General features: G+C 59.7%; 31 protein-coding genes and 2 pseudogenes. 5 read left to right on the top strand and 28 right to left on the bottom strand.

Annotated features, from left to right (window positions below; genetic code table 11):
- Positions 1 to 319: 319 nt before the first annotated feature.
- Positions 320 to 455: pseudogene (locus tag NR193_RS22210) on the top strand (ATP-binding cassette domain-containing protein); the annotation flags it as partial.
- A 266-nt stretch (positions 456 to 721) separates the two neighbouring features.
- Here NR193_RS22210 and NR193_RS22205 read toward each other — a convergent pair.
- The 6 genes from NR193_RS22205 to NR193_RS22180 all read right to left on the bottom strand — a co-directional run bounded on the left by NR193_RS22205 (position 722) and on the right by NR193_RS22180 (position 5,949).
- A complete protein-coding gene (locus tag NR193_RS22205; RefSeq protein WP_256752893.1) occupies positions 722 to 2,302 on the bottom strand; it encodes a bifunctional diguanylate cyclase/phosphodiesterase in 1,581 nt (526 codons plus the stop codon).
- A gap of 576 nt (positions 2,303 to 2,878) precedes the next feature.
- Complete coding sequence (locus tag NR193_RS22200) at positions 2,879 to 3,022, bottom strand: hypothetical protein (RefSeq protein WP_256752892.1); 144 nt, start codon at positions 3,020 to 3,022, stop codon at positions 2,879 to 2,881.
- Between the two features lie 24 nt (positions 3,023 to 3,046).
- Positions 3,047 to 3,400, bottom strand: coding sequence for a DsrE/DsrF/TusD sulfur relay family protein (locus NR193_RS22195; protein WP_256752891.1), 354 nt, complete (start codon positions 3,398 to 3,400; stop codon positions 3,047 to 3,049).
- 81 nt (positions 3,401 to 3,481) lie between these two features.
- The gene (locus tag NR193_RS33490) at positions 3,482 to 3,847 is read right to left on the bottom strand and encodes an SHOCT domain-containing protein (RefSeq protein ID WP_306280402.1); all 366 of its coding nucleotides are present in this window, start codon (positions 3,845 to 3,847) and stop codon (positions 3,482 to 3,484) included.
- A 56-nt stretch (positions 3,848 to 3,903) separates the two neighbouring features.
- Complete coding sequence (locus NR193_RS22185; RefSeq protein ID WP_256752934.1) at positions 3,904 to 5,118, bottom strand: MFS transporter; 1,215 nt, start codon at positions 5,116 to 5,118, stop codon at positions 3,904 to 3,906.
- A gap of 90 nt (positions 5,119 to 5,208) precedes the next feature.
- Positions 5,209 to 5,949, bottom strand: coding sequence for an MBL fold metallo-hydrolase (locus NR193_RS22180; RefSeq protein WP_256752890.1), 741 nt, complete (start codon positions 5,947 to 5,949; stop codon positions 5,209 to 5,211).
- Between the two features lie 69 nt (positions 5,950 to 6,018).
- Here NR193_RS22180 and NR193_RS22175 point away from each other — a divergent pair, with 69 nt between their 5' ends.
- Complete coding sequence (locus tag NR193_RS22175) at positions 6,019 to 6,687, top strand: metalloregulator ArsR/SmtB family transcription factor (protein ID WP_256752889.1); 669 nt, start codon at positions 6,019 to 6,021, stop codon at positions 6,685 to 6,687.
- A gap of 36 nt (positions 6,688 to 6,723) precedes the next feature.
- Positions 6,724 to 7,554 carry a nucleoside phosphorylase gene (locus tag NR193_RS22170; protein WP_375162726.1) on the top strand — a complete coding sequence of 277 codons (831 nt, stop codon included), beginning with the start codon at positions 6,724 to 6,726 and terminating at the stop codon, positions 7,552 to 7,554.
- Positions 7,555 to 7,606: 52 nt separating this feature from the next.
- Here the strand turns inward: NR193_RS22170 and NR193_RS22165 are convergent, their stop codons facing one another.
- From NR193_RS22165 to NR193_RS22140, 6 genes are all read right to left on the bottom strand, one after another.
- Positions 7,607 to 8,101: a hypothetical protein gene (locus NR193_RS22165; protein ID WP_256752888.1), complete on the bottom strand. Its 495-nt coding sequence runs from the start codon at positions 8,099 to 8,101 to the stop codon at positions 7,607 to 7,609.
- A gap of 116 nt (positions 8,102 to 8,217) precedes the next feature.
- Complete coding sequence (locus NR193_RS22160) at positions 8,218 to 8,574, bottom strand: YnfA family protein (RefSeq protein WP_256752887.1); 357 nt, start codon at positions 8,572 to 8,574, stop codon at positions 8,218 to 8,220.
- A complete protein-coding gene (locus NR193_RS22155) occupies positions 8,571 to 9,278 on the bottom strand; it encodes a cytochrome c biogenesis CcdA family protein (protein ID WP_256752886.1) in 708 nt (235 codons plus the stop codon). Before NR193_RS22155 ends, NR193_RS22160 begins: the two co-directional genes overlap by 4 nt.
- Before the next feature lies 1 nt (position 9,279).
- Positions 9,280 to 9,669: a thioredoxin family protein gene (locus NR193_RS22150; protein WP_256752885.1), complete on the bottom strand. Its 390-nt coding sequence runs from the start codon at positions 9,667 to 9,669 to the stop codon at positions 9,280 to 9,282.
- 1 nt (position 9,670) lies between these two features.
- A complete protein-coding gene (locus NR193_RS22145) occupies positions 9,671 to 10,267 on the bottom strand; it encodes a hypothetical protein (protein ID WP_256752884.1) in 597 nt (198 codons plus the stop codon).
- On the bottom strand, positions 10,264 to 10,875 hold the full coding sequence (locus NR193_RS22140) for a hypothetical protein (protein ID WP_256752883.1): 612 nt from the start codon (positions 10,873 to 10,875) through the stop codon (positions 10,264 to 10,266). Before NR193_RS22140 ends, NR193_RS22145 begins: the two co-directional genes overlap by 4 nt.
- A 76-nt stretch (positions 10,876 to 10,951) precedes the next feature.
- On the opposite strand from NR193_RS22140, the gene NR193_RS22135 reads away from it, so the two are divergent.
- The gene (locus NR193_RS22135; RefSeq protein WP_256752882.1) at positions 10,952 to 11,398 is read left to right on the top strand and encodes a helix-turn-helix domain-containing protein; all 447 of its coding nucleotides are present in this window, start codon (positions 10,952 to 10,954) and stop codon (positions 11,396 to 11,398) included.
- 70 nt (positions 11,399 to 11,468) lie between these two features.
- Here NR193_RS22135 and NR193_RS33485 read toward each other — a convergent pair whose 3' ends face one another.
- The 3 genes from NR193_RS33485 to NR193_RS22120 all read right to left on the bottom strand — a co-directional run bounded on the left by NR193_RS33485 (position 11,469) and on the right by NR193_RS22120 (position 14,262).
- A complete protein-coding gene (locus tag NR193_RS33485; RefSeq protein WP_309145401.1) occupies positions 11,469 to 11,717 on the bottom strand; it encodes a GDCCVxC domain-containing (seleno)protein in 249 nt (82 codons plus the stop codon).
- A gap of 238 nt (positions 11,718 to 11,955) precedes the next feature.
- A complete protein-coding gene (locus NR193_RS22125; protein ID WP_256752880.1) occupies positions 11,956 to 12,510 on the bottom strand; it encodes a hypothetical protein in 555 nt (184 codons plus the stop codon).
- Positions 12,511 to 12,771: 261 nt separating this feature from the next.
- The gene (locus NR193_RS22120; RefSeq protein ID WP_256752879.1) at positions 12,772 to 14,262 is read right to left on the bottom strand and encodes an aminotransferase class V-fold PLP-dependent enzyme; all 1,491 of its coding nucleotides are present in this window, start codon (positions 14,260 to 14,262) and stop codon (positions 12,772 to 12,774) included.
- Positions 14,263 to 14,375: 113 nt separating this feature from the next.
- On the opposite strand from NR193_RS22120, the gene NR193_RS22115 reads away from it, so the two are divergent.
- The gene (locus tag NR193_RS22115; protein ID WP_256752878.1) at positions 14,376 to 14,846 is read left to right on the top strand and encodes an Lrp/AsnC family transcriptional regulator; all 471 of its coding nucleotides are present in this window, start codon (positions 14,376 to 14,378) and stop codon (positions 14,844 to 14,846) included.
- Positions 14,847 to 15,028: 182 nt separating this feature from the next.
- On the opposite strand, the gene NR193_RS22110 is transcribed toward NR193_RS22115, so the two are convergent.
- The 13 genes and pseudogenes from NR193_RS22110 to NR193_RS22050 form a co-directional block, all read right to left on the bottom strand.
- Positions 15,029 to 16,363 carry a cation diffusion facilitator family transporter gene (locus NR193_RS22110; RefSeq protein ID WP_256752932.1) on the bottom strand — a complete coding sequence of 445 codons (1,335 nt, stop codon included), beginning with the start codon at positions 16,361 to 16,363 and terminating at the stop codon, positions 15,029 to 15,031.
- 8 nt (positions 16,364 to 16,371) lie between these two features.
- Positions 16,372 to 16,653 carry a metal-sensing transcriptional repressor gene (locus NR193_RS22105; RefSeq protein ID WP_256752877.1) on the bottom strand — a complete coding sequence of 94 codons (282 nt, stop codon included), beginning with the start codon at positions 16,651 to 16,653 and terminating at the stop codon, positions 16,372 to 16,374.
- A 153-nt stretch (positions 16,654 to 16,806) separates the two neighbouring features.
- Entirely contained in the window at positions 16,807 to 17,877 is a 1,071-nt protein-coding gene (locus NR193_RS22100; RefSeq protein WP_256752876.1) for an NAD/NADP octopine/nopaline dehydrogenase family protein, read from the bottom strand.
- Between the two features lie 268 nt (positions 17,878 to 18,145).
- Positions 18,146 to 18,838 carry an amino acid ABC transporter permease gene (locus tag NR193_RS22095; protein ID WP_256752875.1) on the bottom strand — a complete coding sequence of 231 codons (693 nt, stop codon included), beginning with the start codon at positions 18,836 to 18,838 and terminating at the stop codon, positions 18,146 to 18,148.
- A 20-nt stretch (positions 18,839 to 18,858) separates the two neighbouring features.
- On the bottom strand, positions 18,859 to 19,575 hold the full coding sequence (locus tag NR193_RS22090; protein ID WP_256752874.1) for an amino acid ABC transporter permease: 717 nt from the start codon (positions 19,573 to 19,575) through the stop codon (positions 18,859 to 18,861).
- Between the two features lie 66 nt (positions 19,576 to 19,641).
- Positions 19,642 to 20,469, bottom strand: a complete 828-nt coding sequence (locus tag NR193_RS22085) for a transporter substrate-binding domain-containing protein (RefSeq protein ID WP_256752873.1) — start codon at positions 20,467 to 20,469, stop codon at positions 19,642 to 19,644.
- A gap of 24 nt (positions 20,470 to 20,493) precedes the next feature.
- Entirely contained in the window at positions 20,494 to 21,234 is a 741-nt protein-coding gene (locus NR193_RS22080) for an amino acid ABC transporter ATP-binding protein (RefSeq protein ID WP_256752872.1), read from the bottom strand.
- Positions 21,235 to 21,290: 56 nt separating this feature from the next.
- On the bottom strand, positions 21,291 to 21,854 hold the full coding sequence (locus NR193_RS22075; RefSeq protein ID WP_256752871.1) for a peroxidase-related enzyme: 564 nt from the start codon (positions 21,852 to 21,854) through the stop codon (positions 21,291 to 21,293).
- Positions 21,851 to 22,159, bottom strand: a complete 309-nt coding sequence (locus tag NR193_RS22070; RefSeq protein WP_256752870.1) for a hypothetical protein — start codon at positions 22,157 to 22,159, stop codon at positions 21,851 to 21,853. The genes NR193_RS22075 and NR193_RS22070 overlap by 4 nt, the downstream gene beginning before the upstream one ends.
- A 171-nt stretch (positions 22,160 to 22,330) precedes the next feature.
- The gene (locus NR193_RS22065; RefSeq protein WP_256752869.1) at positions 22,331 to 23,800 is read right to left on the bottom strand and encodes an NAD(P)-binding domain-containing protein; all 1,470 of its coding nucleotides are present in this window, start codon (positions 23,798 to 23,800) and stop codon (positions 22,331 to 22,333) included.
- A complete protein-coding gene (locus NR193_RS22060; protein WP_256752868.1) occupies positions 23,797 to 24,768 on the bottom strand; it encodes a LysR family transcriptional regulator in 972 nt (323 codons plus the stop codon). Before NR193_RS22060 ends, NR193_RS22065 begins: the two co-directional genes overlap by 4 nt.
- A gap of 838 nt (positions 24,769 to 25,606) precedes the next feature.
- Positions 25,607 to 25,902, bottom strand: a pseudogene (locus tag NR193_RS22055) (PRC-barrel domain containing protein).
- An 84-nt stretch (positions 25,903 to 25,986) separates the two neighbouring features.
- On the bottom strand, positions 25,987 to 26,229 hold the full coding sequence (locus NR193_RS22050) for a hypothetical protein (protein WP_256752867.1): 243 nt from the start codon (positions 26,227 to 26,229) through the stop codon (positions 25,987 to 25,989).
- Between the last annotated feature and the right edge of the window lie 417 nt (positions 26,230 to 26,646).

Genomic DNA, 26,646 nt, shown 5'->3' with positions numbered 1-26,646 from the left:
CTCGCAGCGCTTCGTCGGCTGGCTCCGGTCCTCAGCATAGAGCCGTGTCGAAACGCCATTGCCTTGAGAAGGTGCTCGCTCTTGCGCGTCATTGGCGCAAACGAGGCGGACCTGACACGATGCGGCAGCAAGTGTCCGAGCGGGAAATGAACGTGGAATGGCCCCTTTTCACGCATTCCACGTCATGCGCTGCTGAACAGTTCCCCATGTACTATGCCATTGTCATAGGCGCCCGACCAAGCGGCTCGTTGGCGGCTTAGCTCTGCACCGGGACCGGGTGGTGAACGACCTTCCGCCGAAGCAGTGCGACATCGCCATGGTATTGCCACTCCTTGATCGGTATCCGCGGCAACTCTCCGGCGGGCCAGCGACAGCACGTCGCCATGAGTCGCGCCATCGTGGGCGACCCACAGGTCTTTCTCTTCAACGAGCCGCTGTCCAATCTAGAAGGCGAAGGGAATTGCTGCCCGCAAAATCAAGGTCGCTCTCCCGCCTGACTTGGCGATCGAAGCAGAAGGAGACCCTTGCTTATACGGCGGGCTTACTCCACCTAGCTCCCCTCACGCGGCAACGGTGTGAACCCTTTCCGAGCTGCTTGAATGATGCCGGCAGCCTAATCGTAGAGCCTATGACCCGTGCGCGCTGGATGCGATAGCGGTTGAGATGAACGATAGCGGTTGAGATGAAAAATGACCGGTCGGACCCTATTCGCCGTGGTGTGTCAGCGGAAGGCGCGAGTTGCGCCAGGAGTAGCTTTGAGAAGTTCCCAAGCTTCGTCAGCCGTAACGGGCCGACCAAACAAAAAGCCCTGGGCCTGCTGACAGCCCTCATTGACGAGCATCGTCTGCTGCTGCTCATCCTGAACGCCTTCGGCCGCCACTGTCAGACCCAGGCCTGAACCCAGCCCTACCAGGGCGCGTACGATTGCAGCGCTCTCGGGGTGCTCAGCCATGGCCTGCACAAAGCTGCGATCGATTTTCAAGGTATCAACCTTGAAATTGCGCAGATGATAAAGGCTCGAATATCCTGTTCCGAAATTGTTGACGGCGATTTTGACTCCGGTTTCGTGAATGTCGCCGAGAACACGTTTGGCAGCTTCAAGGTCGGCAACCAAGGCGCTTTCGGAGATTTCTAATTCGAGACGGGACGCCGCCAACCCGCTCTCACCAAGAATAGCTACGATACGCAATCCAAGTGTATCGTCCTTCAGAAGCGCGGGAGGGATTCCCACGGACAGTATAACATCCCCTCCCCATGCGGCTGCATCCCTGCAGGCGGCGCGCAAGAGATCGTCGACAAGCGCTTGTACGAGACCAGCCGTCTCCGCAATGGCGATAAGACGGGCCGCGTCCAGATCCCCGTATTGATCATGGGTCCACGTCGGCGCTGCTTCAAAGCTGGTGATCACGCCACTCTTCAAATCGATGCGCGGTTGGTAGATGACCTCTATCTTCTTCGTACCAATCGCCGCACGAAGGTCGCGCTCCAAAACGTCGCGTTCGCGAATGTGATGGTCCATCTCCACCTCGAAGAAGCGAAGTGCGCTTGGACCCACAGCCTTAGCGCGGTAGAGCGCGACGTCAGCTTTGCGCAAAAGGGTTTCTGCTTCCACCCCATCATCGGGTGTAAGCGCGATCCCGATCCCCGCGCCTATCGAATGCTCGCCGGAATCCGTGTGCACAGGATCTTTCAAGGCCTCGATCATCCTAAGGGCTAGGGTTGCGGCTGCTTCGGCGCCGGCAAGGTGGCGTGCCAGCACCGCGAATTCATCGCCTCCCAACCGCGCGACCATGTCACCGTCCCGAATGGCCTTGCGGAGGCGGATCGCTGTCTGGACCAGTGCTTCGTCCCCGACAGGATGTCCATGAAGGTCGTTGATGCGCTTGAAGCCGTTGAGATCGAGCATGAACACCGCATGCACTGCGTCCGCACCGGGAGGCGCTGCGAGGGCGGCCCTCAGCGCCGCGTCGAATTGGCGCCGATTGGGCAGACCGGTGAGGGTATCTTCGAATGCCAAGGCGCGAGCTTCCTCTTCGGCCGCGCGCCGGCGACGCATTTCCCGGCGTTGAGCGCGAAGCCGCGACCAGGCAAACAGGGCAAAGCCCAGCGCGCAAACGGCGAATATCTCGTCAAGTTCGAAAACAAGCTTCCGCGCAGTCGCGGATTCGTTTGGGAATACGTCGGACTGCCATATCCCAAAGCCCGCTGCGATCACGACGGCGGCGATCATTGCGATATCTATCAATGTGAAGCGATGCCGAATGATCATCTTTTTCAGGCCGTTCAAGTAGCGGGAATTCATGGTCGTACTCCAACCGCCATATTGGCTTAGTTGGCTGAACGACTGCTTAAGACCTCTGGAACATCGCGCGGGAGTTCGTGCTCACGTCCGCCTCTGGATATCCACCACGGTATACCCCTTCAACCGCCGGGATTTTTAGTAACGCTGATCTTCGGAACGCCGCTGGCGGCGCGGTTGACGGCGCTTGGCCCGCAAGGCGTTCCGTCAGCCATCCGCGAGGCCGCGCAAGCCCATGGCACGACAAAATGGTTTCTGCTGACAAGGGTGGACCTGCAGCTCGCGACCCTCAATCGTGGCCGGGATCAATCAGATCCTGATGTGCCTTTCGATGGTGGTGATCGCCTCGCTAATCGGCGCCAAGAGGCGGAGAGGATGGCCAGGCCGGCGATGATGGCCAGTTGCGCAACGCCAATGAACCGAAAAATGAGTGTAAGCGAGTCCATGAGAGACATTGGATATCAGGCCGACCCGCCCCCGGTCGACTATCTTGCCGGAATCTGGTGAAAAACGCTCATCGATTTGGAGGAAACGCGCGTCCTTTCCCCAGAACACGTGAACGAACACCCGAAGCGCGCGCTACGCCGGCGAGGTATCGGCCCATCGAACGAGACCCGAAGCCGTCGCCCGCGTCGGACTCATGCCATCGGCTTTTGAGCTGGCTGCCGCAACCGCCGGATCGATCGGCGCGCTGGTGTTATAGTCGAGATAGATCAAAGCCATGTCCAGCGACTTCTCGGCAGCTGTTCAGAACACCAGCACCTTGTCGGCGGCGAGCGTGGCGGCAGCGAGTTCCGCCATACTGCTGCGTTGCGCGCCTGGCACCATCTCGGTGTCTGCAAGGCCGCGCGCTTCCATGCAGGTGCCGCACAGCAGAACCTGTCCCTTGCCGAGTACCACCCCCTTCAGCATGCGTTCAAGATTGTAGTAGCCGTCGGGAGTCTTCTGGCCCGCTTTCGCTGCCGCCACGGCATCTGCCATCAGAAACACGGTGATCACGGTTTCAGGCTTGCTCTTGATGAGAGCAAGAGCAAGCCGAAGGCCATTGTAGCAACGCTCCGTACCGTAAGGCGGGTCATTAAGGATGAGCAGTATCTGCACAAGCGTCCCTTCTTCGGCTGGTCGAAAGTACTTCCGTCGGGCAGCGACTTTTGCAGCCCTCAACCGTTCGGCGAAGGTGGCTTATTCGCCGAGCACGCGTCGGCGCTCTTCGAACTCGTCCTTGTCGATCTCCCCGCGCGCAAAGCGTTCCTTGAGAATGTCGAGTGATGTGCGGCCCGGGGGCGTGTAATGTGGGAGCACTGTTCCCTGCCATGGACCGCCTATCCAACGCAGGAGAACGACTACGGCGGCGATCAGCACCGCAAGCATCAGGATCATGAACAGTGGACCGAAAATCATGGCGTACCAGCCTCCACCCCACCACATCATGTGCGGGCCATAAGCGTATCTATCCGTGTCAGCCGGTGCCTGTGCCCATGCTGAACCAGGCAAGAGGACCAGAACCGCAATCGCCGCGGCGAAGTTCCTGGTTGGAAATGTCTCCATTGGCTTGCTCCGTGATGACCGACACTGGCAAATTGCTTCCTTCACAAGTCATAACGTTATCTTACACCGCCTGGTGGCTCGGTATCTTGCGCGAGATCAAGAAGGCCACCCGAACGCTCGCGCATGATGAGCGCGACTATGGCCCCAGAGAGAAACGTCAATGCGGCGATCGATGTGATCGCCCATGACAGCCCGAACCGATCGGCGATGAGACCTGCGGAGAGCGCGCCGATCGCGTAGCCGAAATCGCGCCAGAATCGATAAACGCTGAGCGAGCGGGCGCGCCAGGTTGGATGCGAGGCGTCGGAAACGGCCGCGATCAGACTTGGATAGACCATTGCGGTTCCAAGGCCGAGAAGAAGACTTCCGATAAGCCACCATTCGAACCGGCTTGTGGCCGCGGTGAGAAACAGGCCGCCGGCCTGGATCCACATTCCGGCGACGATCAGGCCCTTGCGACCCCAGCGATCGCTCAAGGGGCCGGTGACGATCTGCAGGATTCCCCATGTCGCGGGATAGATCGCCTTCAGGATGCCGATGCGCTCGACGCCAAGTCCGAAAGAAACGAAGAACAGCGGGAATATGCCCCAGCTCATGCCGTCGTTGAGGTTGTTGACGAGGCCGGCTTGCGAGGCCGCGAATAGATTGCGATCCCGGAACGAAGTCAGCGCGAAGACCTCCCGGAAGCTTATCGGCGCGGATTGCTGTGCGTGAGTGGATGCCTCCAGCCGGAGGTGGTCGCGCGTGTCGCGGACCAGCAGGATCGATAGCATGGCGCCAATGACCGCGTAGCCGATCCCGAGATAGATCGGCACCGGCCGCAATCCGTATCGCGAAGCAAGATAGCCGGTGAGGAACGCCGTTACGCCGACGGCGAGATAGCCGGCAAATTCATTGAGGCCGACGGCAAGGCCGCGCGACTTCGGGCCGACGAGATCGACCTTCATGATCACCGTCATCGACCAGGCCAGTCCCTGGTTGATGCCGAGCAGTGCATTGGCCGCAATCACCCATCCCCAGCTCGGGGCCCAGATGATCATGAACGGGACCGGCAAGCCGACAAGCCAGCCGAGGACGAGAACGCGCTTGCGCCCCCAGCTATCGGCGAGCTGGCCCGAGACGAGATTGGCAAGCGCCTTGACCACGCCGAAGCTGACGATGAAGGAGACGACGAGTGTCGTCGACGTGATGCCGAACTCTTCCGACCCGATGAGCGGCACGACCGTTCGTTCGACCCCGACCATGCCGCCGACAAAGGCATTCACCAGCATCAGGAGAGCAAACTGCCGCCAGTTTTCCTTGAGCCCAAGCCTGACGGTCGAGCCTGCTGACCGCGAAACCGATGCCACATTGCTCACCGGTCAGGCCACAGCGGCGGCCAGGCCGGCATTGGCGGCGCGGTTGCGCGCCGCATCCGACGGCGGGGGCGGTATGTCGGCGATCATCATAGCAACGAAAGCGTCCTCGTCCTCGATGCGGAATGCCTTGTTGAAGCGCTTTTCGAAGCCAATCGTGGATGTCGGCTTGCCGCTGAGCGAGCGCCCGCAGACCGAGCCGGAATAGGCGCCTGGCAGCACCTCGACGTGATCTGGCAGTTGCTTGAGACGGCGCACGCTGGAAAACAGCGTCCGCGCACCGGCCTCGGCGCTGGTTGCAAGTTCGGTTCGTCCAAGATCGCCAACCATGAGCGTGTGGCCTGTCAGCACGAACCATGGCTCGGCCGCGCGTGTCCTGTCGGTGACCAGGAGCGAGATGTGCTCCGGCGTGTGCCCGGGCGTGTGCATGACGGTCATGGTCACGTTACCCAGCTCAAGCACCTCGCCGTCCTTGGCGCCCCGAAACGGGAAACCGGCTTGCGCGCCATCGAAGAGCACGTATTGCGCGCCGGAAGCTGCGGCGAGCGAGCGCCCGGTGGAAATGTGGTCGGCATGAATGTGCGTGTCGACCACGTAGAGGATGCGCATGCCGGTTGCCTCGGCAACCCTAAGATAGGGCGCGATCTCGCCGACCGGATCGACGACGGCGGCGGCCGACTTGCCGCCGCAGCCGAACAGGTAGGAAGCGGCGACGGGATCGGAATGGAGGAATTGACGGAGGATCATGGCTTGCGCTCTCTTCCTCTCCTGGATAACATTCAATTATTCTGCTGAATGTTTCATCGAGAAGGTCGCATGTCAAGCATCGGGCCAAAACAGGCGATCTTCGCCAGCCTTGCCGAAGTCGCTCAGGCGCTCGGGCATGCGCACCGACTGGAATTGCTGGAGCATCTCGCCCAGGGCGAACGCAGCGTCGAGGGGCTTGCGGCGCGAGCGGGCCTCAACTTTGCCAACGCCTCACGCCACCTTCAAATCCTTCGACGCGCGCGACTTGTCGAGGCGCAGCGGCACGGTAAGCATGTGCTTTATCGTCTTGCCGGAGATGCCCAGGTGGTCGAATTGATGAAGGCCCTGGGGCGCGTCGGCGAGCGGAACGTCGCCGAGGTCAATCGCGTCATGACCGACTATTTTCACACTCGCGACGCACTGGAGGCTGTGTCGCGCGAAGATCTTGTCTCAAGGCTGCATGACGGCCTTGTCACGGTTCTCGACGTCCGGTCGGAGGATGAATTTGCGCTCGGACATCTTCCGGGAGCGCTCAACATCCCGCTGACTGAACTCGAGCGCCGGTTGGCGGAGCTTCCCGCGAACAGGGAGGTCATCGCCTATTGCCGTGGTCCTTATTGCATTCTGTCCTTCGAGGCTGTCGCGGCATTGCGGACGCGAGGGTATATCGTTCACCGGCTCGAGGACGGCTATCCCGAATGGAAGGCGGCAGGCCTTCCAGTTGAGGCCGCGGCCTGAAGTGGTCCCGCATCCAAAAGTATTCGGACAAGCAACATGACGCCACCAATACCGCGATCACCGTTGCTCGAGCTGAAGGACTATTCGGCCGAGTCCGTGTTTCAGGTTGAAAACATGCTGCGCGAAGCGCGGCGGCAGAAAGGTCTGCCTTTGGAGCCCGTGCCTGCCGTATGCGTCCTTGATCCGGACGGCGACATAGTGCGCCGCTTGCGGAAAGATGGCCGCGCCCGCCCCTCACCGGGCTGGGCCTGCTATCATACCGTCCTTGACGAGTTCGAGCTGGATGGCCAGACGCTTGGCGTCGTTGGCTGTGCGGTCGGTTCTTCGTTCGCGGTGCTGGTCGCCGAGCAGCTGTTTGCCTCGGGGTGCCGCCTGCTGATCAGCATTACCTCGGCCGGTCAGATCACAGCTCTCGGACCGCCGCCGTATTTCGTGCTGATCGACCGCGCCCTTCGTGATGAAGGAACAAGCCACCACTACGCTCCGCCCGCTGAATTCGCCGAAGGCAACGCCGACCTGATTGCATGGGTACGCCCTTCCCTAACGGACTTGCCCGAACCAATTCACACGGGGGCGAGCTGGACCACCGATGCCCCTTTTCGCGAAACTGAGCGTGCGATTGAAGCGCGTCGGATGCAGGGAATTGCTGCAGTCGAGATGGAAGCAGCCGCGCTCTACGCGTTTGCGGCGGCGCGTCACAAGCACGTGATCTGCTTCGCCCATGTAACAAACCAGATGGGTCAGGCCGAAGGTGATTTTGAGAAGGGCGAAGCCGACGGTACCGCCGACGCGTTGGCGGTTATCACTGCGGTTGCCCGGAGCGTCAGAACGTATCCGCCGCTGAACGGCGGTCGTGTCTCAGTTTGAATTTACGGACTTGACGATAGCCGCTCGTGAGCGATCGAACGCCAGAACCAACTTATGTCGAAACAAGGCGTAGAGGATTATCGGTATTCCGATGGCGCCAGGCAGAACCCAAAAACGCGATATCCGGAAGCTCCTTCCACAGCGGCAGGTTCTTGCCGTTGTCGACGTAGAATGCGGTAAGCAACACGATGTAGGACGCGCCCATGCCGGTGAGATGCAGTCTGGGCCATTGGCGCCAGCGTCGTCGGGCGGCAGTGCGTCCTAGACATGCCAAAACGAAAGAACCAGTCCCTAGCGCGAACAGCTGGTAGTTTTCCGCCCAACGCATCAGTGACAGAGCGCTCATGGTGACGAACACGCCGAACAGGCACCAAAAGTAAATGACCCCGAAATTCGAGTGGCGGCCACGCCCTTTTTGACTGAGCATCGCGACAGCGCCTGTGATCACCGCGGCAAGCCCGAACAGAACATGGGCGCCGACAACAGCCAGAAAGATCGGACTGCTGGAGGGAATGGGGATGCCCAGGATGATTGTTGTGCTTTCCATGCAATTTGGCCATTCGACGCCGGATATCAATGCAACAGACGCACGCCGCTATTGATTCCAATACATAACAAACTCCTGCGTGGCGACCTTGACTCGGACCTGGCGTGCTATCGTGTTTAGGCGCCGCGTGGCGCGAACAGGATGACGCCTGCAGCAACGATGGCGATCGCCCCTCCGGCCAGGTCCCATGTGTCCGGCCGATGCCCTTCGGCCAGCCACAGCCACAGCAAGGAAGCGATGATATAGATGCCGCCATAGGCGGCGTAAGCCCGCCCCGCATAATCGCTCGGCACCAGCGTCAGCAGGTAGGCGAACAGCATCAGCGAGGCGATACCCGGCGCCAGCCACAGGATCGATTTCCCCTGTCGCAGCCAAGCCCAGAAGGCAAAACAGCCGGCGATCTCGGCCAACGCGGCCGCTGCGAACGTCAGGAAAGTGCTGAACAGGACAGGCATGCCAGCCGAACTTGTCATATGCGCGTGGTGATGGCCACCAGCCAGTCCGGCAAGGCTCGTTCGAGGCCGATTTGTATCGTGCGATCGAAGCCGGATAGGGTCATGACGCCGGCGATGACAAGCAGGGCACCGAGGGCCATCTTGATGTCGCTGGACGCACTCAGCATCCGACCTCGCCAGCGTAGCAACGCTTCGCGGGACATCAGTGCCAGTGCCAGCAGCGGCAACGAGGTGCCGATGCCGAATGCCAGCATGGTCAACACCACCATACCGAGATTTTCGCCGCGCGCTGCCATGATCGAAGCGGCCCCTAGCGTCGGCCCGACGCAAGGCGTCCATACAGCGCCCAGCAGCAGCCCAACGCCGAACTGTCCCGAAATGCCGGAGGTCGACACGCCACCAAAGCGGTTTTGCGTCCAGTTACTCACCGGACCGGCCGCCGTTGCAAACTGAGTCTGAAAGCGCGGCACGAGCAGCACCGCACCCAATAGTATCAGCAGCACGGCGGCGGCCGATCGAAACACCGTCATGTCTAGCCCGATCGAAAAACCGATGGTGGCCACGAAGACGCCGATCGCGGTGAACGAGACAGCGACGCCTGCAGCGAGCCCCAGCGGCGCCAGCCGGTGTTCGGCCACGGCGCCGGCGAGCACGACCGGCAGCAGCGGCAGCACACAGGGCGAGAGGATGGAGAGAACACCGGCAAGCAGGGCAAGCAGCATGTCAGAGCGCCTCGCGCAACAGCGCCTCTATGACGGCCGGATCGGTCTGGCCAGTCTGCCGGTCGATCTCTTTCCCGCCCTTGTAGACGATCATCGTGCTTTGCATCTGCACGCGATAGCGGGCCAGAATCTCCTTTTGCGTGTCGAAGTCGACGTCGAACTTCTTCATGGCCCTGAAGTCCGGCGACGCCAGCAGCGCCGCCACGATCGGCTTTTGCGCCTGACAGGTTTCGCACCAGGGCGCGGTAACGTGGATCAACATCGGGCCACCTGCCTTGAGCGCTTCGTCGAAGCCGGGAATCGTTTCGTCGCCATTGTCGGCGAATACTGGGCCGGTGGCAGCGGCCATGCCAGCGGCGGCCGAGAGCATCAGGAATTGACGACGTTGCATTTCAGGCAGTCTCCTTGAGGTTGGACGCAGCGAGTTCAGGGGCGAAGTGATCGAAGAGCAGGTCTGCCGCGTCGGCCGCGGACTGCGGCGCGGTGATGGTGAGGAACACGCCGCGCGCGTCGTTCGTCAGGTCGAAGGTCAGGAAAGCGCAGCAGGTTTTTTCCTTGGCGACGAGGTCGCGTATCTCATCCAGCGCTTTCGGCTCATAGGTGAGACTTAGAGTGAGCGGCGTTCGCGATGCTTGCCGCAGCGAGCGCCGGGCAAGATCGCGGATGCCCGCCGCCCGTTCCTTGAAGTCGCCGGCATCGAGTGTGCAGGCGATCGGCTTTTCTTCATTGGACCCGGCATCGCAAGAAGGACCATACCCGCACTGACCCGCTGCCATGAGCGTCTGGAAATCGGCATTCGGCGCGGCTTTGCGGCGTAAGAGAATATAAAGCCCGGCGACGGCAACCACCAAAGCCAGGCCTAGCTGGCCAACCAATACCAAACCGGCGCCGCCGGCGGCGATCATCGGCGGCGCAATCAGGGGCGCGCAGCAGGCCGCGCAGACTACCAGAAAAAGGCCAGTGCCTGCGGTCGTCTTGCCGATGTTCATTGTGTATTTCTCCTTATTACCGGGCCGGCGTTTGGGAAAGCGGCCTGCCAGGCCAGCACGGCCAGGATGACTACCGCAGCGTGGGCAAGCGCTGTCAGCGCTACCAAGCCCGCGACGCTTGCGTTGGCCCGAGTGAGTTGCAGGATTACCTCGCGGCCATCGAGAATAGCCGCGACACCCGCCAGCAGGATGGCTAGCAAGAGCGTCGCGTTGCCAAGCCGCACAACGGCCCCAAAGCGCATGACGGCGGCGGCGAGCAAGATTGAAGCACCGACGAACCCCCATGCCAGCCAGGGGTTTTCAAGGGCGATGCCAAGGATCGCTTCTTCGGAGCGACCGCCCGATTCGCTGGCCTCGGCGTGACTGCTTGTTTCGCCGACCTCAGCGCTATCACCACCTTGTTTCACATTGGAGTTCCCGGCAGCTTCATCATGGCCGCCCGCAGCCTGTTCGCCTGCCTTGGCTGCTTCGTTGTGCGCGGCCACGCGCGCGGGCTCGCTATGCCCGCTTCCTTCCATTAAGACGGCGGCGGCGAAGAGGAGCGCCGAGATCGCCAGCATTGCCGACGTCCAACGGACAAGGACAACGCGATTTCCGAAAAAGCCCATCGAAAAATTTCCCTTTCGCACCACTATGAATATAGCGTACTCCTTCAAGTGACTTGAAGTTCAAGAGGTATTTGCGATGAATCTTCACGTCCGCATGTTCACCATCGGCGCGCTCGCCAAGGCCACCGGCGTCACGACGCCGACCATTCGCTATTATGAGGAGATCGGTCTGCTGCCCCCTGCCCCACGCACCGCCGGCGGCCAGCGTAGCTACGACGCCGACGATCTGGGGCGACTTACATTCATCAAGCAGTGCCGGGATTTCGGCTTCGGCATCGATCAGGTGCGCGTGCTGTTAGACCTGTCGATCAGCACCGAGCGCGATTGCGCGGAGACGCGCGACATTGCCCAGGTGCATCTTGACGAGGTGCGCCAGAGGCTGGCCGAGCTGCGCCTGCTCGAACGGCGGCTCGAGAGTTTCGTCACCCGCTGCAATGTCGCCTGTGCCGGTGGTCCCGGCCAGGATTGCGTGATCTTCAAGGATATGGCGGCGCCGGCCAAGACTGGCTGCTGCGGCGGCTAAAAATTCGCATTTTCTGCGCTGGCCGCGTTGCTGTCATGATTGCACAAGCACTCTGCGCATTGTGACGCTTTTAGACCGATTGGCAGCCAGACTCGCTTTGCCCGCTGCAGGCTTTTACACCACCGCCCGAGCGCGCGTCCTGGATCGGCGGACATGGCACGTCCCCATAGGAACAGAACACGCAGCAATCCCCGGACTTCGGGCGCAGGAGTACACCGTAACCGGAGCACTCGTAGAAAAATTGACAGGCATCGGTCGGCATCGTCTCAAGTTTCGCCGCGCTACACTTCGGGCAAGTGATAACGGATTGTGCGATCACAACATTTTTTCTCCTTCGATTTACAAGGCGAGAAACTGGCCGGCTTGACAAGAGATAGGGCCGTCCTTTCGATAGCCGTAGCGCCGTGTACCGGAGGCTACCTAGATTCATCCTTCTACGCCACAGTGCGCTGTTTCATGATGTTAGCGAGTTCGAACTCTCTGTCCGGAGAACGACCGTTTCCGTATAGTCGGTTCAGGCCGGCGATGGTCAGCCGACGCTGAACGGCGATCGTGTCTCAGTCTGAATTTACGGATCTGGCGATCAGCGCTCGCGAGCGATCGAAGTCCAGAACCAGTTTATGCCGAAGCAAGGCATAGAGGATTATCGGCATTCCGATCGCCCCAGGCAGACTCCAAAACGCAATGTCCGGAAGCTCCTTCCAGAGAGGCAAGTTCCTGCCGTTGTCGACGTAGAATGCGGTCACGATGTAAGACGCGCCCATGCCGGTGAGATGCAGCCTGGGCCATTGGCGCCAGTGCCGTCGGGCGGCAGTGCGTCCGAAACATGCAGACACGAAAGAAACAGTTCCTAGAGCGAACAGGTGGGCGTTTTCCGCCCAACGCATGAGCGACAGAACGCTCATGGTGACGAACACGCCGAACAGGCACCAGAAGTAAATGATCCCGAAGTTCGAGTGCCGGCCATACCCCTTTTGACTGAGCATCGCGACAGCGCCGGTGATTGCGGCGGCGAGCCCGAACAGAACATGACCGCCGACAACAGCCAGAAAGACTGGGTCGCCGGACGGAATGGGAATGCCCAGGACGATTGTCGAGCTTACGTTTTCCATGCTCGCTTGCCGCTGAATTCGATCTTTTGCGCCATGTCGCCTTGGAAGGACTGCGTGATTTTCAAGGATATGGCTGCACTAGGCAAGGGCGGCGGCGGCGGTTAAGTCAAGTCTTGCAAGGATTGCCAGCGATTTTTCAGATGTCGTTGGCTGACAAAAGCGTTCTTCCAGCGCAACGGCCGTATGTCGTTCGGGGTCACAAGCACAATCGTGAGGGATTGCCTGCAACGTCCGTTGCCGAGCCTCAATGCAATATCTGGTTCAGGAACAGTTTTGTGCGCACGCTTGCACTGGAGAGAATATCGCGCGCTTGGGATCGAACTCATACCGCTCCTCGAACGAAGCAGCATCCCCGGCGAGCTGGATGACGGAGTCGATGATGTAATCGACCTTATCGTCCGGCAACAGCACACTGAAATTCAGTCGGGTGAAGCCTGGCTTGGTAATCTCGTCGCCGCCGAGAATCGCACGGCGTAGACGGTCGGACTCGCTTTCGTCGATCGCGAGGAGGCGATGAACATAGGGGCCTGCGCAGGCGCAGCCGCCGCGCGCCTGGATGCCGAACCGGTCGCTCAGCATTCTTGTCACGAGTTGCTGATGGACATAGCCGCCCCTGCCGTTCCTAAGCCGAAATGAGAAAATCGGCAGGCGTTCGGCAGTTAAGTGACCCAGCAGTTCGAGATCGTCGACGGATGCCCAGGCGTCGATTGCGCGTTCGGTCAGTTGGCGGTTGCGCCGCGCAATCTTGTTCTCGCCGATCGCATCCTTGACCAGAAAGGACAGTGCCGCCCGGATATCACCAATGACGTTGGGCGTACCGGCCTCCTCGCGGACCTCGACGCTGTCGCTGTAATCATGGCCGCTGGGAGAAACGAACTTCACTGTGCCACCGCCTGGCCAAGTCGGCTTGACGGAGACCACAGCATCCTGACGCACCACCAGCACACCGGAGGCACCCGGACCTCCCAGGAACTTGTGCGGAGAAACAACGATCGCGTCGATCTCTGCGTCTTCGGAAGGAGACATGCAAATGGGCAGATAAGGTCCTCCACCGGCGTAGTCCCAGATCACTTTTGCGCCGACCTGCTTGAGAAGACGCGTGACGGCGACCACGTCGGTCAGGATACCGGTGACGTTTGACGCGGCGGAAAAGGCTCCGATGATCAATCGGTCTGGGCCGACCTGCGAGAGGACTTCCGCGAGCTGGGCGAGATCTGGCCCACAGTCGGCGCCCTCGCTAATCTCGACGACTTCCGCACCGCTTTCCCGCCACGGCAGGATGTTGGAGTGATGCTCGTAGGGACCAAGGATGACGCACGGGGTCTCACCTCGCGCGAGCGCGCCGGGAATTCCCAGCAAAGCAGTCAGGCGGTTGATGCCCGCCGTTGCGCCCGAGCCAGCGAATATAACTGCGTGGCGCTCATCCGCGCCGCAGAAGGCGGCGACCGTGCTGCGGGCTTCTCGGCGCAGGCGGTTCATGAAGCCACCGCAAAACGACGCCTCGGTATGGCTGTTCGCGTAGTATGGCAGAATCTTTTCGATCACAAACTGCTCGACTTGGCGCAGCGCCCGTCCCGACGCCACGTAGTCCGCATAGACCAGCGTCTTGCGTCCAAAGGGTCCGTCCATCTCCGCGTCGATGCCGATCAGCCCTGCCTGAAGTGAGGTCACCACGTCCCTGTCGCCAAGGCTACCTGCGAACTGCTCCAGAAGGCTCAGCGCGGGGGAAAAATGGTGACGGTTCACGTTCATAGCTAAAACACTTGGTTTGTCTGACCTGTGCCACAGTATAGCCACGCGCCGCTGTTGAATGCCCATCGAAATTCTGCAACAATTGCCAAAACTTGGGTCATTTGATCGAATAAATGTCAGAAATTGATAGCTTTGATCTGAAAATCATGAGCAGCCTGCAAAATGACAGCAGCCTGTCCCAGCGGGATCTTGCCGAAAAGGTTGGCCTCTCACAAAACGCGTGCTGGCGCCGCCTGCAGCGCCTCCATGCAAGCGGGCTTGTGCGCGGATCGCATGCGGAGATCAACCTGCAGGCGCTCGGCTTCGATCTCATTGTCTTCGTGATGATCAAGACCCGCCACCATTCGCGCGAATGGGCCGACGACTTCCGCAGGCATGTCGAGCGCCTGCCGGAAGTTGCCGACTTCTATCGAATCGGCGGCGATTGGGACTATCTGCTGAAGGTCGTCACCAAGGGGATGGCAGGCTACGACGCCTTCTACCAACAGCTAATCACCAATTTCGATTTGGCCACTGTGACTGGCTTCTTCTCGATGGAGGCGATCTTTCAGAGCCGCCCGTCGGATCTCAACCGGATGCGATGAGATCATCACTGGACCGCAGGACAATCCCCTCGCAACCATCCGACGCGCATGGACGCCAAACGCGGTGTTCAGATCACCGGGCGGCGGTTGCGGTCAGCCAGATGGCAAGCTGCAACGCCGCCATGCGGTACAGATCGCAGCATTGGTTCCTCGACGCGGCAGACATCGATAGCTACCGCATCTCAGTGATGGTGGCCTTCCGGCTCGACCATTTTGAACGGCAGCACCTGCTCGCGATTCGTCGCTGCCAAGATCAGCCTCGCTTCGAACTCATGGGGTTCGGCAGGGGCCACGGTGCTCTCAAGGCGATGATGATCGTCGGCGACGGGCTCGAGGCGAAGTGTCTCCGGTCCCTTTGGTCGGTCGATTATCACCATAGCCGTCAAATCATCAGCGTGCCGGTCGATCGTGAGACGCATCCGCTCGCCGCCAGGCGTATCGACGATTTCCAATGTCCCTGCGGCCAGATCGCACTCGACCTTGAAGGGCGCGGGAGCATGATGAGCATGAGAGCTTCCCATGCCCGGTGCGGGCGGATTGGCCGGGTTCTCAAGACGAACATTCGCTTCCGCCAGGGCCGGCAAGTGAGCAGACAGTTCCTCCTTCAGGGCCTCGGTGACGCTCAGGACCTCTTTTGCCGTCGCGGTGTCCAGGACACCGATGGCAACGTCCGCATGCAGGCGATGCCCGATCCAGCGCGCCTGCACGCTTTGAACACGCTCGATGCCGGGCACGTGCTCGGCGGCATGACGGATTTCATCGACGATGCCGGGTTCGACGCCGTCGAGCATGCGCGTGAGGACAGCTTTCGACGATTGCCAAACGATCGCGAAGATCGCTAGCGTGATCAGGAGCCCGATGATCGGATCGGCAAGCGGAAAGCCAAGCCACACGCCGAGAGCACCCAGGACAACTGCAAGACTCGTGAAGCCATCCGTGCGGGCATGATAGCCATCCGCGATCAGTGCCGCGCTGTTGATCTCGCGGCCGACACGGATGCGGAACACCGCGACGACCTCATTGCCGATGAAGCCTATGAGGCCAGCGATGGCGACCCAGCCGAGAAATGCGATAGGTCGCGGATTGATCAGCCTGTCGATCGCTTCGTAGCCGGCGACGATGGCGCTGAAGAGGATGATGAGAACGATCAGGATTCCGGCGAGATCTTCGACGCGGCCCAAGCCGTATGTGAACGTCTTGCTCGGCTGGCGGCGGACCAGCACAAACGCGACCCACAACGGTATGGCTGTGACCGCGTCGCCGACATTGTGGATCGTGTCGGCCAGCAGCGCCACGCTCCCGGAAAGGATCACGACGACGAGCTGAAGCGCTGCCGTGATGGCCAGAACGACGAATGACCATTTGATCGCCCAGATGCCGCGCGTCGTCGTCGCGATCGTAGGATCAATGACGCCATGTGTGTGCCCGTGGCCACCTTCTCCATGGTCATGACCGTGCCCGCCGAAACCCTGTGACATCGGGCCGAAGCCGAACCATTCACGTACTTTATCCATCATGCCGCGTCTCACAGGTACTTGGTGATTTCCTTGAACTCGTCGATCGAGCGGCGCTGCTCACGCGCCAAAGGACCGACGACATCTTCAAGGCAATGGTTGAGATGGTCCTGGATCAGGGTCTTCTTGGCCTGGCAGATGGCCTTTTCGACCGCATGAAGTTGCTGGGCGATATCTGGGCAGGGGCGGCCCGCCTCGATCATCTCAATTATGCCTTTGAGATGCCCGTCGGCCCGTTTCAGGCGCTTGACAATGTCGGGGTGAGTTTCGTGGACGTGCGGCTGTTCGCTCATGGCTCTATTCCTATCCCCCTGGAGGGGATATGGCAATATCGATTCGAGCGTCGGCCTGTGCTCGCCGGGGAGACTGCCATTTGCTCGCCGGCGGGCACCGCCGGCGGCTTATCGGGTGTATTGGCCTATGCGGCAATCCACTCTGAAGAGTTGTTAGAATCCCCTACGGCAGAGGTTTTCGAGATCCGCTTTTGCCATGGCCTCGATACCGAGTGCAGGAAGAATGTCATTATCTCCCTTGAGGTCACGGCCATAAGCCGCCGACAATATGGAAATTCCAGATTCGTGGAGGGCCGCTGGATTTCCGCTGATCTTCCCCAAAAGTACGGTCGGCAGCAGTCCGAACGGAACATCCTCGAGAATATAGCGGCTTTCGATCGTTGTCGGGCCAAAGCCCCCTCGGCCTTGGCGATCCATCTCCTGGTTCATTTTCGAAACGGTGCTCATGGGGACATGGAACGACAATGAAAAATGCTCTTCGACGGTGCGTACGGCTATGCCAAAATGGGCAGCGATCGCCAATCGTTCGGCGTCGAGAGCCTCGATAACGCGGCCAACGGCCGGGGTGACGTTCCCCCCCTGGCTCCATTGCTCGGCCTTCTCCATGCGCGTGAGATTGAGAAGGGCAATTCCCAGATGGTTCTGCGGATTGAGGTTGCTGAGCGCGATCGCAAGCAGACCGTCGCGCTTGACGAAACGATCGCCGAACAAGTTCGTGCAAAGCTCGAACCCTTGGTCCAGCGCATTGAAAGGCAGCGTCGCAACATCAAGTTTCTGGCGAATGCTGGCAACATCGATTTCAGTTGGTCCGCGCTGGCGGCCGGTTACGAGCGTTGTACCCCAGACGATGATCGGCAGGCTGACCTTGCGCCCGGCCAACTGCTTGGAAAGATACAGCGCCCCGAAGGAACTGTGCGAGCTGATGATGACCGGTACACCCTCGCTCAGATGAGGAGTGGCAGCATCCATCACCATCTTGTGGCCGTTAGCCGGCAGCGCGATTATGACGACGTCTGCATTGGCAACGGCATCTTTGCAGTCCTTGGCGATTCGCACCGGTACCCTCGCCTCGATAGCCCCCGTTGCCTTCAGCAATTCGCCGGCAGCTAACTTCTTGGTGCGCTCTCCGGACGGCGACCAAAGCATGGGGTCGTGTCCCGCTTCCGCCAAATAGGCGGCAAGGCCGTAAGCGATCGCCCCGGCGCCCAGAATACTGACCCGCATAGTAATGCTCCTGTTGCAGTCATTGAGGCCCAAGACTGTCGCTGCCCCCAACCCGTGCCAAAATTGCAGCCGCGTCGTTGACCGCTTGATTTACCGCCCAATTACTCTTCGAGATGGCGCCGGCTGAACGGCGTCGGGTGATGCCGGCCGGCAACTCATGGGCAACCACTGGCCGCCTGTCTCGATGCTGAGAGGTTATCGCAGGTTCCTGCGAGACTGCGATTCAGCTGAACGAATTCCGCTCAAGAGAGCTGCAAGGAGGCTACCGTTAGGTCCGCACCCTCAAAGCCTGCTCCAGCCTGTCGGCAATCTGGGTGACCATATAGGCAATCACCATGTAGATCACGACGGCGATCACGAAGGCTTCGAGGTAGTAGTAGTTCAGCGCGGCTGTCAGTTGGGATTGCGCGAAGATATCGATGACCTCGATGGCGAACCCAAGGGAAAGTGCCTTCATGATGACCATCATCGAGGTCGTCAGGTCGGGAATCGCGGTGAGGGCCACCTGCGGAAACAAGACCCGTCGGAAGAGCTGGCCGCCTGTGTAACCCAGCGAATAGGCCGCGTCCGACTGGCCGGTATCAAAGGCGTTGAGGGCGCCTTTGATGATCTCCGCCTGAAAGGCAGCGACACAGCCGGTAATCGCGATGACGAGGATGATCCAGTTCGGCATCTCGTGGGCGTTGGCGTCGATCCCGAGCGCCGAGTACAGGAATTGCAAGGCCGTGGGCAGGCCGAAATAGGACAGGAAAATCACGATCACCATCGGGACACCCTTCAGGATGATCTTGTAGATCATGACAAGCTCTCGAAGCACAGGGACACGTCTGTATTCGACAAGGGCAAACAGGCTGCCGACTATAACGGAAAGGGGGAAGATCAAGAGCGCCATTCCAAGCGTTATAGGTACGGCTCCCAGAATTTCCCGCGTGTCCTGGAGCAAGATCTCGGTGTCGAACATGGCTGAATACCTTCGTTAGGTCAGGCGTTCGAGATGAGCGCGTGCTTGATCTGAGTTGTGGCCGTCGCCTCTGGCGCCTGCATGGGCGAGCGAAGCTCGAAGAAGCGAATGATAAGCCACGCGATCAGGCACAACACGGAATAGATGACCGCCAGCACGAGATAGGTCTCGAACTGGTACTGGTTGTAGTCCCGCTCCATGATCAGGTGCGCGGTCGCCATCACGTCCGCCGCCCCGATATACATGACCAGCGCGACGTTATGGATCAGGTAGATGATGGAGTTTCCGTATCCCGGCAGGCCGATATGTATGGCTTGAGGGCCGACGATGCGGAATATCTTTTGCCTGAAGGTATAGCCCAGGCTGTCGGCCGCATCGTGCTGGCCGCGATCGACCGCCAGATATGCAGGCCGCATGACCTCGGAAAGGTAGCCACCATGATAGAGGCTGAGCCCCACCATGGCGGCGACGTTTGGCGAGAAGAAATCGGCGGCGCCGAACAGGGCCACCAGAAGGGGAAGCCCGTGGAACGCGACGAAAAGTTGCAGCACCACGGGAACACTGCGCGCGTACGACACGTAAAGGTCGACCAGGTTGCTGATCACCGGCACCCTGCGGATTCGCAGAGTCGACGCCACGAGCGCCAGGCAGAACCCGACGACAATGGCCGTAAACGTAATGGCGAGCGTCAGCGGCAACGCCGAGAGCAACTCGGGGATCATAGCAGAAACATCCACTTTGAAGCACTCCTTCTTGCAATTAAGCCTTGCCGCTGACTGACCAGTATGATTGCAGGCGTCGTCTTACTTCATGTACTGGACGATGCCCTCGCCGAACCACTTCTGCGAGAGCTTTTCGATCGTGCCGTCGTCTTTCAATTCCTTGAGGACCTTGCTCACATCGTCGGCCAGAACCTTGTTTTCGTCCGACTGGTGAATCAGCATGTAGGTGTTGTTGCTGAAGACCGGTTCGGACGCCACGATGTCGAGCTTCTTCTCCTCGATCACGGTCTGCTCACCCAGGTTCGATGGCAGGACCAGCGCGTCGAACTTGCCGTTCTGAACCTCATCCAGCCGGTTCGGGTACGGGATGCCGGCGCTCGAAGCCGTCACGTCAAGCTTGTATTGCGGATTTTCCTTCTGCCAGTTCATGACGAATTTGTAGGTTCCGCCGCCGGCATTGAGCGGAACGATCCTCTTGCCGACAAGATCCTTCATTTCCTTGATGCCGCTGTCTTTTTTGCTGTAGATCTTCATCAGGCTCGCACCCATCGGGTTTTCCGGGATGAGGAACTGCTTGGCGCGCTCGGGCGACTTGTAGAAGCCGCCGACCGCGATATCGTACTTGCCTGTGGCGAGGCCGGTTTCCTGCGCGATATCGGAGACACCTTCCATTTCGAATTTGTACTGCGGCAGCTTTGCGTTGATCGCTTTTAGGAGTTCGGGTTCATATCCTTGTGGTTCGACGCCGATCGCGCCCCATGCCAGCGGCTTGGATTCGGCAGACGTCGCGATCTTGATTGTCCGAACAGTCTGACCATAGCTGATCCCCGCTGTTGCAAGGGCTATTGCGATGCTCCCCGCGACGGCCAGGGCATAGCGACGGGAAAAATTGGATTTTATAGTAGACATTTCTTGGGTTCCCTTCTTGTTGGACTATTGAAATGCGAGTTCTGACTGCAGGAATTGGGCAAGGCGTGGGCTGGTGGGTCTATCAAAGATCTCGGTCGGACTGCCGTCCGCGGCAACGACGCCTCCATCCATGAAGACGATCCGGTTTGAGATGTTCCTTGCGAATTGCATCTCGTGGGTCACCAGCAGCGAAGTGAGCCCTGACGATGTGACGTCTTTGATCACCTTCAGAACCTCACCAACGAGTTCAGGATCCAACGATGACGTGGGTTCGTCGAAGAGCATCACATCCGGGCGAACCGCTAGCGCTCGGGCGATACCCGTACGCTGAAGTTGGCCGCCCGAGAGTTGAGACGGATAGCTGTCTCGCTTCGAGGAGAGGCCGACGCGCTCAAGCTCTCGCACGGCGATTTCCCGTGCCTCTTCCTTGGATTTGCGCTGCACGACAACAAGCGGATCCATCACGTTCTGAATGACCGTCATGTTCTTGAAGACGTTGAACTGCTGGAAGACCATTGCCGTCCGCAACCGGATCGCCTGGACCGCCGTCTTATCAACATGCTGGTAATCCATCTGGATTTGATCGAATGCGATGGTCCCAGATGTCGGCTTAGCGAGGTAGTTGATGCACTTCAGCAGCGTGGTCTTACCCGTACCGCTGGGGCCGATGATTGACACCACATCTCCGCGCTTCACCGAGAGATTGACGCCGTTCAGGACCTGTGTGCTTCCGTAGGACAGCTTTATGTCTTTGAGTTCAAGCATTCTGGTTGGTGCCCTTCACAGTGTGGGACGGAGTGCCTCGACCGCATGCGACATCATCACCCGCTTTCCGCATGGCCGAGAACGTGCATCAGCCGGTTAGCCCAGCCGAAAATCGATATGGCGTGGATCAGGTCTATGATTTCGCGATCATCCATGCCGACAGATCGAAGCGCCGCGATATCGTCCGCCTTCGCTACCGATGGTGCCGCCGACAGGCGGCGGGCAAAGCTGTAGATTGCAGCATCGCGTGGGCCGAGCGCTTCAGGTTTGTCGAGATACAGGGCGGTGACCGCTTCGTCGCTCTTGGTCAACTCTGCATGCCTGCGGGCGTGAACAACGGCACAGAATTTGCAGCCATTGACGATCGAGGCGCCCAACGCGCCAAGTTCGCGGTCGGGACGAGCAAGCCCGCCTTCGACATACATGATTGCGTTGAACAAGATGGTCCGCGCCAGATAGCTTTCTGGATCATGCGCAAGGGTGCGCACATATTCCGAGACTTTCTTGGCCGATGGCGTGACCTTCATCGCTTCAAGCTGTTCCGGCGTGGCTTCAGATAGCTCGACCGGCGCGATGTAGGGATGCCAATTCAATGGCTTCAGACGAACCGAGGAAATCATCTCGACCTCATCAGGCGCAAGCCGGCCGCCACCCGTGTCTGGAAGTTGACAAAGGCAATCAGCTCCGAGAGCGCGACGATCTGAGGATTGTTCAATCCGACCTTGGCAAGCAGGGCGATATGACTCGCTTCCGCCTTTTTCGGCGTCAGGGTGATTAGGTCAACATGACCGACGATGGTCGCCAGGGGTTCATTGAAATCCGTTTCACCATGGGCCAAGGCCAGAAGCTCGTCAGTCGGACCAAGCTGAGCCAGTTGCAAATCATATTCGGCCATCAGGACCGGATCGCCATTCAGGGCTGCCATGCGACGGGCCAGGGCAACCCTTAAATTCGGTGCCAGCCCCTGATCGTTTGCCGGCTGCAACACGGAGACGCGACATTCTTCCGCCCCCCCGCACGAATTCGGGCCTGAACCGCCGTGCGGCGAAAAGGGCATCATCCGGTGAAAGACCCGCGGCCTTGTCCATCGCGTCGATCACAGCGCGGCCTCCTTATGCAGCAAGGGAGTTGAATCCACCCACTCATCGCCCAGGAGTTCCGGGGTGTCGTAAGCAATGAGATTGGCGAAGTGGGTTTCGACGTCTTCGGCAAAAAGCGATGCGGTAATGCCGCGGACCAGGCGGTCGGCGCCCGCACTGACAGCCGGGATATCACCGGAGACCTTGCCGTGGGTCAGCATGGCGGCGTCGTTGAAGCAGTGGATATGCGCCAGCATCGGGCAAGAGCCGGGGACGCGTTCGCGAAATTCGAAGGCAGGACCGAGATCCGGGGCATCCGACATGCCCGTACGCGAGGGTCCCATATCCGACGTATATCGACCATCCGACCAGGTGCGGATGTATGGGGCGAGTGCTGCAAATTCCGGGCGGTCGCTGAAGTCGTTCGAAAAGCCGGTTGCCGCGATCATGAAATCGTAGCGCATCGGCCCTTGTGTGGTTTCGACCAGAAGGCCTTCCGCATCTTGCTTTACCGCGATTATGCCGCAGTCGAGAAAGAACCGAGCATTGGCATGACGAGACACCCGAAGCGTCGATGAACGCGGCGGCGGCGTCTGGGTCGAGGCGGTGTAGTCGAAGAACTTCCACTTCCAGTCATCGGGCAAATGGTACATGCCGAGGACGACACCCTGGCTGCCTATGCCGGTCAGCTTGTTGATGCGCGGCATTTCCTTGCGCCGGATCAACATGTCCACAGAGCCGGCGCCCGCTTCGAGCGCCGTTGCGGCATTGTCCATCGACGAGGCACCGGCACCGATGACCGCCACGCGCTTACCTTTAAGCGCACCAAAATCGATGTCGTCGGCGGAATGAGCCCAAAAGGCGTGGTCGATACCCCTAAGGAAATCGGGCACGGCAAAACCGCCGAGACCCGACCGGCCTGTGGCCAGAACGAGATGACGGGTGAGAACCCGGCCTGTTTCGGCGCCCTCGATATCGACTGCGATGAAATCACCAACAGGCGATATGCCCGTCATCCGCACGCCGTTGCGCACCGGTAGAGCAAGGACTTTGCGATACCAGACCAGGTAATCCATCCACTGGCCCCTGGGGATTTTGTCCAGCGACTGCCAGGCTTCGACGCCCCATTGTGCCGTGAACCAGGCACGGAACGTCAGCTGCGGCAGGCCCAGCGACGGACCGTTGAGGGTCTTCGGTGACCGGAGTGTTTGCATGCGGGCAAACGTTACCCACGGCCCCTCGAGCCCGGCCGGAGCCGCATCATAGGCGACGACATTGGTGATCCCGCTCAGCACCAGCTTTGCCGTGGCCGCAAGTCCGCACATGCCGGCACCTATGACGACGACGTCACGGACCGGCACGCCATCACGCGAAAGCGCGGGGACCCAGGGCTTGGCGGGCAGCTCTAGAAAGTCGAGATCCTGCTCAAGCTTTGCTTCTAGCGCGGCAAGGCCCGTGGTCACTGCCGAGGTGGAAGTATGCCTCATATTCCGGTTCCGTAATTTATGCTCGATCCGGGACCGGTCACTAGTTGGCCGGCCATGCCCGGGTCCAGTCTGGTGAAACCGGCGATCGACCGTTCTGCGACAGCTTCGACAGCCTCCACCAAGGCCTGCGGCACTGCGCGCAGCGGTCGGTTTTGGGCAACAAGTACGCCCCAGTAGAATGGAACGGTGATGTCGATCGCGCGAATGATGACGCCAGGGGGGCTCAGGCCGTAGGCCGTGAGAGGATCGATAATCGCGGCGACACCTGTTTTGATTGCGATCAACAGGGCACTGTAGGCAGTATTCGTCCGGATCACCGGACCCGTCTCGATACCGCGGGCCGCCAGTGTCCGAGAGATATGCGATTGAAACCGCAGCGGATTGAGGATGGTGGCGAGTCGACGACCGGAGAAAGCAGACAGCGGAACCACATCGAACTCAGCCAGCGCATCACCCTCATGCATGGCCACAACCACCGGCGCCGAATAAAGCCGTAGGACATCCAATCCAGGAGTATCGAGCGGCAAGCTTGAAAAGCCCATCTCGGCCCGTCCGCTGCGTACTTCCTGAGCGACTGTCGAGGACAGAAAATGTCCAATATGCGTCTCGTACGGAAGCTCAATATTTTTCAGTTCTGCCAAGGCCGTCGGGATCAAACCATTGCCGATTGCGGCAGTTGTAGCGACCTGAAGGATCCGGCCCTTGCCAGCGGCAATCATCTTTGCCCGAGCAGCAAGTTCCGTGAACGACATCAGCAGACGCCGCGCTTCTTCCTCGAAGGCAACTCCCTCTTCAGACAACTGCACCCGTCGACCGATCCTGTGCAGCAATTCGAAGCCGAGTTCTCCCTCGAGATCCTGAATGGTGCGTGTCACGGCGGGCTGGGAACGCCCGAGCATATCAGCCGCCTTGGTAATGCTGCCGCAGGCAGCAACCGCAAGAAAGGTCTGAAGGTCTCGGGTTTCCATGTACGCCCTTCATGCATATTCTGCATGAATAGAACCATCTCATGCAGATTTGATCTATGTCAAGGCGAAAACGATTTTTCGGTGGGCGCGCGTTCAACGCGGCGGCGATGATTGTGGGATTCGTAGCCGGTATCGCGATCATGGCCGGATCCGTCCGGTGTGGGGTCGTCGAGAGACTGCTCGCGCAGCGAGCTCTCGCCTCATATGAGGCTTCGTCGGGGCATAGCTCTGCGCGATACGCACCAATCATGGCGACGAGACTGTCCGTGATCGACATTGACCCGCGAACGAATGAAGCGGCGTCTCGGAAGCCAATCGGCGACCTAGCAGGGGCACGATGACCGGTTCATGCGATCGAGGCATCTTCGGGATGCACAACGACATGGCCGATGTTAACTGTCCTTGCCCATCCCGCTCGTGACAGTCAGATTTTACCTATTGGGAGAACAACGAAAATCTGGTCGGTTGTGCCAACTCGGCCAACAGGACCATTTGAAATGCCGGCTTGAAATATCGGCGACGGCCAAACGGATCGGGCGCCGCTTTGGGCATATCACCGCCAGATACTGCGGTAATATACCGATCCTCTCGGACTTCTCATTCCCTGAAGAATTATTTCCCAAGTCCGCCTGGATATTCGAAGCCTGCCAATTGTCTTCCACATCGAAAATCGCCTCCGATATGTCAAATGAGAGTGTCGCAGCCCCGCTCCCAAAAAACTTCGACGGTGATGATACCGTCGATGGGAGGGTTCGTCCAGCCCACGAAAGTCCGGGATTTGTAGGCAGTTGGAGCGCGAGGGGGCAGCGCTCAAGTGAGCGAGCGCTGCCCCCTCGCCTTAGTCCTTATGCTCAGGCATTGCCTTGAGCTGTCTTTTGTCCAGCTGGTGGAGGCATGAATATCCCCATCCTCATCCCGCATGAAATCGAGCTCGCTCGCCGCCACAGCGACCGGCTTCGCGCCGATACCGAGGAATCCGCCGACATCGATGATGACCCGCGCAGCCGCTCCCGAGCCGTGAACATGATTAACTGAGCCGATCTCGCTGTCATCAGGGCCGTAAATGGTGGCGCCTTCCAGCAAATCCGGGGTAAGTTCCGCGCCGGTGAGGCGAACGTGGTTGGTGTGGTCCATGGGGCTCTCCTTGGTTATACGGGTTTAATTCCCATGGAAGTATTCTGTTCCCGAACTCCGACTGGAGACGAAACGCCCGCAGGCTCAGGAGCGGAGCCACTCGAGTAGTTCAGGGCCGAGCAGACGTGCGTTAAGCTCGTCGTCGGAAAGGTCGACGAACCCGTCGAGGTCCCGCACGATGACGACGCCGGTGTTGTTGAAGCGCTTCGCGATACGGTTGAGGAACTTGAAGTCGACACTGTGCTCGCAGGCGCCCATGAACAGGAAATAGACCTGGTCGCCGCGCTGTTCCGAGGCGAATCGTCCGCGCTTCGTCGGCCTCTTCATTCTCACCGTCGGTGACGAAGATGACGATGGAGCGTTTCTTGTCAGCGGCCGGCGCCTACCTTCCGATGCCGAAGAAGCGGCTGAAAAAAGCCACCAATTGCCGAGGCCGGCAGCCAGCCGAAATGCTGCAAGTACGCTCGAGCGCGTAGCTGTAGCTCGGGCCGCCCTTCAAGCCGGGAACTTTGTCGATCACTTCCGGACAATGTAGTCCTCGCAATCATCCGGCGTCACGGCAGTCGACTTGGTGGGGGAACAGGGGGTAGCGCTCTTCCGACTCGAACTCCTGGCCGGCGATCGATCGCGACGTCTGGGTAGCCGAGTGCATTCAGGTCAAGAGCGGGTGCGATATAATCAAGGGTGCCCAAGAATATGTCGCGGTGCCCGAAGGATGCTCGCAGCGGAGACGCAACAGCGCTT

This window comes from Mesorhizobium sp. Mes31, from assembly GCF_024519675.1.
Classification (GTDB): Bacteria; Pseudomonadota; Alphaproteobacteria; order Rhizobiales; family Rhizobiaceae; genus Mesorhizobium.
Note: the sequence above shows the minus strand (reverse complement) of the source record. Positions and strands in the feature narration are given on the sequence as shown.